Raw genomic sequence first — 11563 nt, 5'->3', positions numbered from 1 at the left:
TGGCAGCCTTTTTAGCCGGGGCGGAAGCGTCAGCAGCTTGGGCTTTCTGAGCAGAAGCTTCTACTTTCTTTTCGCCCTTCTTGGCGTGATGAATCTTGGCAGCTTTGGCTTTCGGTGCGGAAGCAGCCGGAGCAGAAGCGTTGGTGGCGGCGAAACCAGCAGCGGAGCTCAGACCGAAGGCGGCAGACAAAACGAGCAGGGTCAGTTTTTTCATGTTGCGTTCTCCAATATCAAGTGGGGAGTGTTCTTTCCGAGACACCGCAGCGGTGTTTCCATGAGTCGTATCCTAGCCCTGCCCGTCAAGCCCGTCTGTGAGTGCTATGTAAGCCCGTGTAACGCTAAGTACAAAACTAGCGGTGCGTCACGGTGACGACCTGATAAACCCCGCCAAACAAGGTCTCCTTATGCCAGTCGAAGGCATCGGCTTCACTGGCGTAAGCAGAAATCTCGTTTTTCCACAGTGCTTCGGCAAAAGGCTCCAGCACGCGGTTGACCCATTTGAGCAACCAGCCGATCGGTTGCCAGGCTGCCGGCTTGTGATAATCGACAAACACCGCCTTGCCACCCTGGGGGACCTGCGACAGCATGTTGTCGACAATGCGATGCTTCAAATCATCCGGCACTTCATGCAGCAGGAAGAAACTGCAGATCAGGTCTGCCGGCTGCTCCAGCTGATAGCTGGCCGCATCGGCCCGCACCACGCGCGCCTGCGGGTAGGCCGCCAGCTTGCGCGCACCATGTTCGACCTGGACCGGGGTGATGTCGGTCAGCACAAACTGACCGTGTTTTCTGACCTTGGCGGCAGCCTTTTCCACCAGATCGCCATAGACATGGGCGACCTGCCATACCCGCATGCCGGGCCGGATTTGCTGCAGATAGCGGCGCATCAGCCGCTGGTCATTCAAAAACAACAGCGTGCTGACCACCAGATTGCGGTCCAGCAGCGCGGCGCGGCGCGGGTTGACGTAGGCCCAGTCGTAGACTTCGGTCATGTAGTCCGGCACCCCTTCGTAATAGGGGTTGTACGGCAGCGGTGGGTGGTTGCGGCTCATGGTGGCACCTTGGTATTAGCTATTCATCAACAAAGTTTAGCAAATGCTAATATGCAAACTATTGAGCTAGGCCAAGCTTTACCCTGATCCGGCAACATGCTGTTTACCAATGCAAAACGGCCCATATGGGCCGCTGTTGCGAGTCAAAACCATTCAATCCGCCAGGGTCAGCACCACAGGGGTGTGATCGGAGGGCCGCTCCCACTTGCGTGGTGTCTTGTCGATGATGCAGCCGCTGGCGCGCGCCTGCAGGGGCGGGGTAATCAGGATGTGGTCGATACGCACGCCCTTGTTGCGACGGAACATCATGGCACGGTAATCCCACCAGCTGTACTGCTTGTCCTCCTGGTTGAACAGGCGGAAGCTGTCGACCAGCCCCAACGCAATCAGCCCGCGAAAGGCCTCGCGCTCCGGCGTGCTGCACAGCACTTGCTCTTGCCAGCTTTCCGGGTCGTACACATCACGGTCTTCCGGCGCGATATTGTAGTCGCCCAGCAAGGCCAGCTGTGGATGGCGGCTTAATTCATCGGCCACATAAGCATGCAGCTTGCCCAGCCATTCCAGCTTGTAGGGGTATTTGGGTGAATCGACGGCCTCGCCATTGACGAAGTAGCCACAGATCACGCGCACGCCATTGACCGTGGCGGCAATCACCCGCCGCTGCGGGTCGTCGTAACCGGGAATACCCTGCACCACGTCTTCCAGTTGCAAGGGCTGTCGTACCAGAATGGCCACGCCGTTATAGGTTTTCTGGCCAAACCAGGCTGCGCGGTAGCCGGCAGCCTCGATCTCGGCCAGCGGAAACACATCCTGATCCATCTTCAATTCCTGCAGACAAAGCACGTCCACCGGACTATCCGCCAGCCATTGCAGTACCTGTGGCAGGCGGACCTTGAGTGAATTGACGTTCCAGGTGGCTAGTTGCATATCTTCAGTTCTCGTTTACAGATGAAAGTGGCTGCACGGCGGCAGCCACTACATTACATATAAGGTATCAGCCCGGCTGACGGCAGGAGGCAAACATGTCCAGCTGCTTGTCATAGACGCTGGTATGCACCCCGAGCAAGCCCAGCATCGAGTGGAACAGATTGTCGTGCGAGTACGGCTCGGCCTTGCGCCCTTCCAGGCAGCGCTGGTTCAGCCCGACTTCCTGCTGGAAGCTGTCAGAGAACCACATCATCGCCCCGATATGCTTTTGCGCTTCCGGGGCAAACAGATAGGGCGTGCCATGCAGGTACATGCCGTTTTCACCCAGTGATTCGCCATGGTCGGACATATACAGCATGCCGGTGTTATAGCGCTGCTGGTTGGCACGCAGGAAGTCGATGATGCCGGACAGTACGGTATCGGTATACAGGATGGTGTTGTCGAAGCCGTTAACGATCTGCTCACGCGGGCAGCGTGATAGCTCGCTGGTCTGGCATACCGGCTTGAACTGCTCCAGCGCTGGCGGATAGCGCTTGTAATAGGCCGGCCCGTGGCTACCCATCTGGTGCAATACCAGCACCACGTCGCGGTCGGACTGGTCGATCAGCTGCTGGGCATTTTTCAGCAGGATTTCATCCCAGCATTCGCCAGTGGTACACAGCTTGTCATCCTTGCTGTTGCTGACGTCTTCCAGCGTCACGCGGTTGCACACATCCTTGCAGCCCGACTGGTTGTCGCGCCAGATCACGTTGTAGCCAGCCCGCTTGAGCACATCCAGCACGTTTTGCTGCCGTGCCGCCTTGTCGCCGCTGTAATTGTCGCGGCCGATATTGGAGAACATGCAGGGCACCGAGACCGCTGTTTCCGTGCCGCAGGAGTGCACATTGGGCAGATTGATCAAACCGCTCTGTGCCGCTAGTTTGGGATTGGTATTGCGCGGGTAGCCATTGAGCGAAAAGTGATCGGCGCGTGCGGTTTCACCCACCACCAGCACAAATACCGTCTTGCGCTTGTGCTGCTTCCAGCTGGCATCGCGTGTGGCGTCCTCACCCAGCGGGCTGATCGTTACCGGGCCACTATTGTAATGGTCCTGCACATAACCATTGGTGGCCTGGATATAGTTGAAAGGCGTCAGGTAATGGCGCAGCTGGCGGTTGTTGCGGAACAGCGAGGCGAAATCCTGATAGGCCGCAAAGGCGATGCCCAGCAGCACCGCCGCCGAAACCAGCAGCGTCAGTACCCGCACGCCTCCCTCTTTCAAGGGTGAGCGCCATTGTATCTGCCGGCGGCAGATCCACCAGGCGGGCAGTATGCCCAGCACGATGACAAACAGCGCCATCTTGCCGGTCAGCAGGTCGCGCACTTCCTTGTTGTCGGTCTGGACTGCGTTCTGCACCATATGTACATCAATCATCACCCCGTACTGATTCATGAAGTAGGTAATGAAAGAGGTGATCAGCAGTAATAAGGCCATCACGGGCTTGCCGATATACGGCCAGTTGAACAGCGACAACACCAGATTGTAGAAGGCAGTGACCAGCAGGAAGGACTCCAGCAGCAGCTTGATGCCGTGGCCATCCAGCGGCCCGACAATACGCAACATCTCCTGCCAGAATGGCAGGTTGTAGAACAATACCAGCGCGAGCGACACCAGCAGGGTGAGTCGCTCGGGTCGAATGGAGCGGTTGAAAACCATCTTGCCCTCGTCAACAAGGGGCCGCCGCACATCAGCGCGGTACAGCTGGCCCGGCAATGGAACAGACCGGCCACGGCGGCGGCAGCCTGACTTGATTGTTAGGTAGCCATGACCGAACCCGCTAAGCTGGCCGGCATGGCAGAAAATCGACGCCATCTTACCCGATTAGTCGAGTGGCAATATGGCATTTCTGTAGCGATTGTTTTAACAGATATGCATCCCCACGCAGCCTGATGCGCGGATGACTCCACGCGACGCGGCAGCCTGCATGGCTGCGGCTGGCTTGAACAAATAAACAACAGTAAATTTGATCAAATTTGCCGAGCCGCCGTATTGCTGGCTAGAATGGACTCATGTTCATCACCGGTAGAACCAAATTGTCCAGACAAACCAAACCCCTGCAGTCCCAGCAACATCCCCTCTGCCCCACCAAAAACCCCAACCGTTCCACGCTGCGCCCCTTTAGCGACGCCTTTACCCTGCGCACGCCTAGCTTTGCCCATCATCAGCGCCCGCATCGTCCCGACAAGGCAGACAACGAACCTTCCAGTTGATTTTAGTGAAATGGCGATTCAGCCCCGCGCCCGCTTATGTACTGATGCGGCAGCAGGCAGTTTCACCGAGGCGTCATCTCACTGAAAGCACGACCCGACACCGCCTTACGGCGGTTTTTTCATGTCTGCGGTGGATCAGCAGGCAAAAAAATACCCCCAAGGGGGATTGGGGGTAGGGAAAAGACACAATATCGATGTCCTTTGAGGGGCAGAGATAAGCGTCTGGCTCGCTTGCTGCTCTTGGAGATAACCCGTTGAGCAAAGATTAGAGCCAGGGCTAATCAGGGGAGTTCCCTCCCCCGTGTAAATAATTGTCGCGCTTCAGGCTGCCTGTTCCACCATGCCGGAATGGCGCAGCAAGGCGTCGATCTGCGGGTCGCGGCCACGGAAAGCGCGGAAGGATTCCAGTGCCGAGCGGCTGCCGCCGACAGCCAGTACCTCATCCCAGAAACGCTTGCCGGTGGCGGCATTGGCACCGCCCGCCTCTTCAAAAGCGGCATAGGCATCAGCCGACAGCACCTCCGCCCACTTGTAGCTGTAGTAGCCCGCCGAATAACCGCCGGCAAAGATATGACTGAAGCTATTGGGGAAGCGGTTGTAAGCAGGCGGGAAGTTGACTGCCACTTCCTGGCGGACCTCGTCCAGCAAGGCCATCCAGTCGCCGGTACTGGCATCGAAATCGGTATACAGCAGCATGTCGAACAGCGAGAACTCCAGTTGACGCACCGTCATCATGCCGCTCTGGAAGTTCTTGGCCGCCAGCATCTTGTCGAACAGCGCGCGCGGCAAGGTTTCGCCAGTGTCGGCATGGGCGGTCATGCCTTGCAGCACATCCCATTCCCAGCAGAAGTTTTCCATGAACTGGCTGGGCAGCTCCACCGCATCCCATTCCACGCCATTGATGCCGGACACACCCAGCTCCTCCACCTGAGTCAGCATATGGTGCAGGCCATGGCCGAATTCGTGGAACAGGGTGATCACTTCGTCGTGGGTAAACAGCGCCGGCTTGTCACCCAGCGGGCGGGTGAAGTTGCAGGTGAGGTAGGCCACCGGGGTTTGCAGCGTATCGCCCTTCTTGCGGCGGCCACGGGCATCGTCCATCCAGGCACCGGGGCGCTTGCCCTCGCGCGAGTACAGATCAAAGTAGAAACTGCCCACCAACTGGCCATCCTTGAGGATGTCGTAGAAACGGACATCGGGATGCCATACCGGCGCGCTGCTGTCGCGCACTTCCACGCCGTACAGGGTGTTGACCACACCGAACAAGCCAGGCAGCACCTTGCTTTCCGGGAAGTACTGCTTCACTTCCTGCTCGGAGAAGGCATAGCGCGCCACGCGCAGCTTTTCTGCGGCATAGGCGATGTCCCAGGCTTGCAGGTCGGCCAGGCCCAGCTCCTTGCTGGCAAAGGCTTCCAGCTCGGCGCGGTCCTTGGCGGCAAAGGGTTTGGCACGGGCAGCCAGATCACGCAGGAAGGCAATCACCTGCTGCGGGCTTTCCGCCATTTTGGTGTAGAGCGACAGCTCGGCAAAATTGGCAAAACCCAGCAGCTGGGCTTCTTCGCGCGTCAGCTGCAGCTTTTCGCGGATGATTTCGGTGTTGTCGTGTTCCGGCAGGCCAAACTCCGAGGCGCGCTTCACATAGGCGTCGTACAGCTTCTGGCGCAGCGCACGGCTGTGGGCGTACTGCATCACCGGGAAGTAAAACGGGAACTGCAGGGTGATCTTGTAGCCGGTTTTCTCATCAGCCTGGGCGGCGGCGGCAAACAGCGCCAGCGCATCTTCCGGCACGCCGTCCAGCTCGCTGGCATCGTCCAGATACAGGCTGAAGGCGTCGGTGGCGTCCATCACATTCTGTTCGAAGCGGGCGGACAGCTCGGCCAGCTTGCTCTGAATGGCGGCATAGCGCTGGCGCTGTGCTTCCGGCAGCTCGGCACCGGACAGGCGGAAATCGCGTAGATCGTTCTGGATGATTTTCTGGCGGGCGGCATTGTAGCCAGCATAGGCCGGGCTGGCCTCGATGGCCTTGAATTGGCCGAGCAGGTCCAGGTTCTGCCCCAGTTCGGTCCAGAATGCAGAAATGGGGGCGATGTTGGCGTTATAGGCATCGCGCAATTCCGGGGTGTTCACCACCGCGTTCAGGTGTCCTACCACGCCCCAGGCGCGCGACAGCCGCTCGGTGGCATCGGTGAGCGGATCGACCACATTTTCCCAGCTCGGGCTGTCCGCATGCGCGGTCAGCTGTGCCACGGTGTGGCGCGCCTCGGCCAGCAATTGTTCGATGGCCGGGCTGACATGTTCGGGACGAATCTCGGCAAAGCGTGGCAGTCCGGTAAAGTCGAGGAGCGGGTTCTGGCTCATTGTTCACTTCCTGTGGGCAATTGGCAGTGGCTGGCACAGCACTGCGCCGGTATCGAAATCAGGCAGCACACCAGCGAACCGGCGGCAACCATTGCTATATGATAGGGAATCCTGAACCTGTTAGATGAGGACGTTCTGATGAATCGCAATATCCGCCCCTACGATGGCAGCGCACCGCAGATTGCCGACTCCTGCTATATCGACCCGGCCGCCGTGGTGATTGGCGACGTGACGCTGGCGGACGATGCCTCGGTGTGGCCGTTTGCCGTGATCCGGGGCGATGTCAACGCCATTCATATTGGCGAAGGCAGCAATATCCAGGACTTTGCCATGCTGCACGTCACCCACAAGCGCGACAGCGACCCGGTGGGCGCACCGCTGCACATCGGCAAGCATGTCACCATCGGCCATCATGTCACCCTGCATGGTTGCACCATCGGTGACGAAGTGCTGGTGGGCATTGGCAGCATCATTCTGGACCGTGCCATCATCGAAGACCGGGTGCTGATTGGCGCCGGCAGCCTGGTACCGCCGGGCAAGCGGCTGGAGTCCGGCTATCTGTATCTGGGCAACCCGGTGAAACAGGCACGCAAGCTGACCGAGCAGGAACTGGCCTATTTCAAGTATTCCGCCGAGCACTATATCCGCGTGGCCAACAAGCACAAACCGAATCTGGCCTGATCTCCCCGGCCCTGCCTGCCGCTACGTGGCTGCGGGCAGGCGGCTCCGGCCGCGGCAAAATACGACGCGCCAGCATGACTGTTAAAAAACTGTTTAAACAACAGCTTGAATACGCAAGTACATCCCCGCCAATTTAAATCACTTGGCATTAAGTCAGGTAACGGGAATGTCATATCCCGGGTCTACACTGCGCAGCATTATCCGTTCTGAAGCCGCATGACATGTCCCTGATCAAGCGTTTATGGCTGACCATTCTGTTTACCGTGGCCAGCCTGCTTATCGTGCTGGCCGTCACCAGCCAGCAGTTGTTCTCGCTTACCCAGCATGTGGATGACTACAGCCAGCATCAGCAGCTGTCGGCCAATCTCTACCAGTTCAAGGCCGGTGTGCTGAGCCTGGCGCGGGCCGACCCCTTGCAGCCGGATACCGCCCGGCACCTGCAGCAAATCAAGCAGCAAGTCGCACGGCTGAGCGTGAATATCGCAGCCAGCCTGCCCGATGCCCAGGCCAAGGCCTTCAAGGAGCAGACCGGCCAGCTGTGGCAGGAATACGCCCGTAATCTGGAAAGTGCGCTCACCATTGCCCAGAGCGCGCCGCAGGATGCGCTGTCGATTCCGGAGCAAGCCTATCAGCAAAGCCTGGTGCCACTAGTGGCCCTGCTCGACAAACAACTGGAACAAGCCAGCCGCCAGCAGAGCAGCGAAGAAGCCGCCATGCACGGCATGCTGAGCCGTCTGGCCGTTTTCATTCTGGGGCCGCTGGCACTGGCCAGCCTGGCCGTGGTGCTGATCCAGCTGGCACTGGCGCGCCGCCTGAAAGGGCAGATCGCCGCCATGGGCCGGGCCGTCGATGCGCTGAGCGAGGGTAATCTGGCCTCACGCCTGCCGGAAACCGGCAAGGACGAGCTGGCGCAGATGTCGGCCCGCATCAACCGTTTTCTCGAACGCCTGAACGAGCTGCTGACCAATGTGCACCAGCACGCCAGCCGCAACCAGCGCGACAGCCAGCATCTGCAATTACTCACCAGCCAGGCGGCGGATGCCAGCCGTCTGCAAACCGGCAAGGCCAATCTGAGCAATGAGGCCGCCGAGCAGATTGCCAGCCAGGCCGACAGCGTGGCGCAATTCATCGAACAGGCCGAAGCCGGTTCGCGTCAGGCATTGCAGCGCACGGAACAGGCACGCCAGCTGGGCAATGCCAATGCCAGCGCCATGCAGCATCTGGCCGCCCGCATCGGCATTGCCATGCAGGAAATGCAGCAGCTGAACCAGTCGATTGGCGACATTGCCCAGATCAGCACGCTGATCCGCGATGTGGCCGACCAGACCAATCTGCTGGCGCTGAATGCCGCCATCGAGGCCGCCCGTGCCGGCGAACAGGGCCGCGGCTTTGCCGTGGTGGCCGACGAAGTGCGCAAGCTGTCCGAGCGCACGGCCAGCGCCACCTCGCGCATTTTCGACAGCCTGACCAAGGTGGAAACCGTCAAGCAGTCGCTGGGCGATGCCATCGATACCGCCGGCAAGGCCAGCCACGACAACCAGCATGCCCAGCAATCGCTGGATGCCGCCCTCTCCAGCGTGGATGAAACCCTGGCACGGCTGGACGAGCTGATGGGCAATATCAGCCATTCGCGCCAGCAACAGAGCGAGGCCGGCAACAGCATCCGCCAGCACGGCTTCGAACTGGCGCACCTGGCCAGCACCATCGACGAGCAGATGCGCGACGCCAGCCCGGTCATGCGCCAGCTGGCAGAATCGGCCAGCGTGCTGAACCAGGCACTCAGCTGGTTCCGTCTGCACGCAGCCTAGATTGCAAGCTGGGCGAGGCATGACATAAATCCGTCACACCTGCGTCATGATCTTGCCGTAGCGTGTTGGCTTTCATTGTGGACAGCCTGCCATGTCGCTCGTCAAACGCCTCTGGCTTACCATTGCCTTCACCCTGCTCAGCCTGGTGCTGGCGCTGTCGCTGACCGGTGTGCAGCTGTATTCACTGACCCAGCAGTTCGAACAATACCGCCAGCGCCAGGCGCTGTCGGCCCACCTGAATGAACTGAAAGCCGCCATGCTCAGCCTGGCGCGCGCCGACCCCATGCTGGACAGCACCACCCGCCAGCTGGCCGACACCAGCCGGCAGGTGCAGCAACTACGCGGTGACATCCTGCCCGCCCTGCCAAGCGAACGGCGTGACAGCTTCGACCAGACGCTGACCCAGCGCTGGGAAGCCTTTACCCGCCAGATTGCCAGCGCGCTGAAAATCGCCGAAACCTCACCGGAAGATGCGCTGAACATTCCCGATGCTGCTTACAAGATGCACATGCTGCCGCTGATTGCAGCCATCGATCAGCAACTGCAGGCCGAGCACGACGGTCTGGCCGTGGTCGAAGCCGACATGCAAACCACCGTGGGCCGCCTGTTGTTCGCCATTCTCGGCCCGCTGGTGCTGGTGGGCATGGTGGTGGTGCTATTGCAGCTGGCGACTGCCCGCGCCCTGAAAAACCGCATCCTGATGATTTGCCTGGCTGCCGACAAGATTGCCGCTGGCAATACCGCCGCCCGCTTGCCCGATACCAGCCAGGATGAGCTTGGCCAGGCCGCCCGGCATGTCAATCTGGCCCTGGACAAACTGCTGGAGGTGATGCAGGACGTGCATGTCTCGGCCATCCACAGCGAAGGCCAGAGCCAGCAGGTGCTGGAGCTGACCACCCGCGTGGTCGAACAGACCCGCCAGCAAATCCAGTATGGCGAGCAAAGCCAGCAGGTGGCCCAGCTGCTGGCCGGGCTGAGTGCCGATATCCTGCAACAAAGCCGCCAGCCGGGCGGCCTGTCCAGCGAGCGCCTGCAAGCCAAGCTGGAAAGCACGGTGGCCGAGCTGCAAAAGCTGGGCCGTGCCGTCGACGACATCAGCCAGCTGGGGCTGCGCATTCGCGACATGGCGGAACAGAGCAGCCTGCTGGCACACGAGGCCGCCGTGGAAGCCACCAAGGTCAGACGCATGACCGACAAGGAGCTGATTTTCTTCCGCCGCTCCGACGAGCACTACCAGCGTCTGTCGGAACGCCACCGCGACAAGCTGTCGCAACTGGGCAGTCGCCCGGAAGTGCTCAGCAGCACGCAGGGCGAGAGCACCATCCCGGCTAGCCACAGCGGACCGCACACCGCACAGGCCCACGACGCAGGCTGATCCGACCGTTGCGCCATGAAAAACGGCAGCCATTACTGGCTGCCGTTTTACTTTTACGGTGTAGCGACGGGCTGATTACAGCGCGGCCAGGGCGGCGTCGTAATCCGGCTCGCTACCGATTTCGGCCACCAGCTCGCTGTGCAGCACGGTGTTGTCAGCATCCAGCACCACCACGGCGCGGGCAGTCAGACCAGCCAGCGGGCCGCTGGCCAGCTTCACGCCCCAGGCTTGCAGGAAGTCGGCATTGCGGAAGGTGGACAGGTTCACCACGTTGTCGATGCCTTCGGCTCCGCAGAAGCGCTTTTGCGCAAACGGCAGGTCGGCGGATACGCACAGCACCACGGTGTCAGCCTTGCCGGCAGCCTTTTCATTGAACTTGCGGACCGAGGTGGCGCAGGTCGGGGTATCGACGCTGGGGAAGATGTTGACGATTTTCTTCTTGCCAGCGAAATCGGCCAGGCTCACATCAGCCAGATCACCATTGGTCAGCGTCAGAGCCGGAGCCTTGTCGCCCTTGACCGGCAGGGTGCCTGCCACTTCAACCGGGTTACCGCGCAGAGTTACAGATGCCATCAGTCATGTCCTTCAAGCAAGAGCGGCCAATGCTGCGACTGGCCGCCGGGGTGGGGATGCACTCAGTGTGGGGCCTGATGGCAGAAAATCAACCCTGACAGCAGTCCGCCTATTCTTCCAGCTTGAGTCCCAGCTCGTTCAGCACTTCGCGCGCACTGCGAAACGCTTCCACGGCAGCCGGTGCGCCGCCATACACGGCGCTGTGCAGCAGCACTTCGCGGATTTCCACCAGGCTGGCGCCATTATTGATGGCACCACGCACATGGCCTTTCAGCTCGGTGCTGCGGCCCAGCGCCGCCAGCATGGCGCAGGTGATCAGGCTGCGGGTTTTCAGGTCCAGCCCCTCGCGCTGCCAGGTACTGCCCCAGGCATGTTCGTTCAGCCAGTCCTGCAGCGGTGCGGAGAAACCATCCAGATTATTCATGGCGCGTTCGACAAAGGCCTCCCCCATCACCTGGGTGCGGCGGGCCTTGCCAGCGGCGCGGTCTTGTTCGCTCATGTCTGCTCCTTAATAAGGGGATTCTGCTAGGGGTTGGGCG

The 11563-nt window shown here is 60.3% G+C and carries 9 protein-coding genes and 1 pseudogene; 3 read left to right on the top strand and 7 right to left on the bottom strand.

Translation table 11 applies throughout. The features are described 5' to 3' along the window. The 5 genes and pseudogenes from DBR44_RS19825 to DBR44_RS13840 all read right to left on the bottom strand — a co-directional run. A pseudogene (locus DBR44_RS19825) lies at positions 1 to 214 on the bottom strand (acid-shock protein); the annotation flags it as partial. A gap of 136 nt (positions 215 to 350) precedes the next feature. Then, a complete protein-coding gene (gene rquA, locus DBR44_RS13855) occupies positions 351 to 1052 on the bottom strand; it encodes a rhodoquinone biosynthesis methyltransferase RquA (protein WP_124644617.1) in 702 nt (233 codons plus the stop codon). Positions 1053 to 1205: 153 nt separating this feature from the next. Beyond that, positions 1206 to 1979: an exodeoxyribonuclease III gene (gene xth, locus DBR44_RS13850; protein WP_124644616.1), complete on the bottom strand. Its 774-nt coding sequence runs from the start codon at positions 1977 to 1979 to the stop codon at positions 1206 to 1208. 67 nt (positions 1980 to 2046) lie between these two features. Further along, on the bottom strand, positions 2047 to 3675 hold the full coding sequence (locus tag DBR44_RS13845; protein ID WP_124644615.1) for a phosphoethanolamine transferase: 1629 nt from the start codon (positions 3673 to 3675) through the stop codon (positions 2047 to 2049). Between the two features lie 875 nt (positions 3676 to 4550). Beyond that, positions 4551 to 6587 (bottom strand): M3 family metallopeptidase, encoded by a 2037-nt coding sequence (locus DBR44_RS13840; protein WP_124644614.1) that lies wholly within the window; start codon positions 6585 to 6587, stop codon positions 4551 to 4553. A gap of 138 nt (positions 6588 to 6725) precedes the next feature. Here DBR44_RS13840 and DBR44_RS13835 point away from each other — a divergent pair, with 138 nt between their 5' ends. The 3 genes from DBR44_RS13835 to DBR44_RS13825 all read left to right on the top strand — a co-directional run bounded on the left by DBR44_RS13835 (position 6726) and on the right by DBR44_RS13825 (position 10451). Beyond that, positions 6726 to 7268: a gamma carbonic anhydrase family protein gene (locus DBR44_RS13835; protein ID WP_124644613.1), complete on the top strand. Its 543-nt coding sequence runs from the start codon at positions 6726 to 6728 to the stop codon at positions 7266 to 7268. A 221-nt stretch (positions 7269 to 7489) separates the two neighbouring features. Then, positions 7490 to 9076, top strand: coding sequence for a methyl-accepting chemotaxis protein (locus DBR44_RS19520; RefSeq protein ID WP_124644612.1), 1587 nt, complete (start codon positions 7490 to 7492; stop codon positions 9074 to 9076). A gap of 91 nt (positions 9077 to 9167) precedes the next feature. Continuing rightward, positions 9168 to 10451 carry a methyl-accepting chemotaxis protein gene (locus DBR44_RS13825; RefSeq protein ID WP_124644611.1) on the top strand — a complete coding sequence of 428 codons (1284 nt, stop codon included), beginning with the start codon at positions 9168 to 9170 and terminating at the stop codon, positions 10449 to 10451. Between the two features lie 75 nt (positions 10452 to 10526). On the opposite strand, the gene tpx is transcribed toward DBR44_RS13825, so the two are convergent. Both tpx and DBR44_RS13815 read right to left on the bottom strand, forming a co-directional pair. After that, positions 10527 to 11024, bottom strand: a complete 498-nt coding sequence (tpx, locus tag DBR44_RS13820; protein ID WP_124644610.1) for a thiol peroxidase — start codon at positions 11022 to 11024, stop codon at positions 10527 to 10529. A 109-nt stretch (positions 11025 to 11133) separates the two neighbouring features. Further along, positions 11134 to 11523, bottom strand: a complete 390-nt coding sequence (locus tag DBR44_RS13815; RefSeq protein WP_124644609.1) for a carboxymuconolactone decarboxylase family protein — start codon at positions 11521 to 11523, stop codon at positions 11134 to 11136. Between the last annotated feature and the right edge of the window lie 40 nt (positions 11524 to 11563).

Source organism: Aquitalea sp. FJL05, from assembly GCF_003852595.1.
Classification (GTDB): Bacteria; Pseudomonadota; Gammaproteobacteria; order Burkholderiales; family Chromobacteriaceae; genus Aquitalea; species Aquitalea aquatilis.
Note: the sequence above shows the minus strand (reverse complement) of the source record. Positions and strands in the feature narration are given on the sequence as shown.

What these genes read in the sequence shown, in the direction of transcription:
- rquA (WP_124644617.1), bottom strand. Translation starts at nt 1,052, where the DNA reads ATGAGCCGCAACCACCCACCGCTGCCGTACAACCCCTATTACGAAGGG.
- xth (WP_124644616.1), bottom strand. Translation starts at nt 1,979, where the DNA reads ATGCAACTAGCCACCTGGAACGTCAATTCACTCAAGGTCCGCCTGCCA.
- DBR44_RS13845 (WP_124644615.1), bottom strand. Translation starts at nt 3,675, where the DNA reads ATGGTTTTCAACCGCTCCATTCGACCCGAGCGACTCACCCTGCTGGTG.
- DBR44_RS13840 (WP_124644614.1), bottom strand. Translation starts at nt 6,587, where the DNA reads ATGAGCCAGAACCCGCTCCTCGACTTTACCGGACTGCCACGCTTTGCC.
- DBR44_RS13835 (WP_124644613.1), top strand. Translation starts at nt 6,726, where the DNA reads ATGAATCGCAATATCCGCCCCTACGATGGCAGCGCACCGCAGATTGCC.
- DBR44_RS19520 (WP_124644612.1), top strand. Translation starts at nt 7,490, where the DNA reads ATGTCCCTGATCAAGCGTTTATGGCTGACCATTCTGTTTACCGTGGCC.
- DBR44_RS13825 (WP_124644611.1), top strand. Translation starts at nt 9,168, where the DNA reads ATGTCGCTCGTCAAACGCCTCTGGCTTACCATTGCCTTCACCCTGCTC.
- tpx (WP_124644610.1), bottom strand. Translation starts at nt 11,024, where the DNA reads ATGGCATCTGTAACTCTGCGCGGTAACCCGGTTGAAGTGGCAGGCACC.
- DBR44_RS13815 (WP_124644609.1), bottom strand. Translation starts at nt 11,523, where the DNA reads ATGAGCGAACAAGACCGCGCCGCTGGCAAGGCCCGCCGCACCCAGGTG.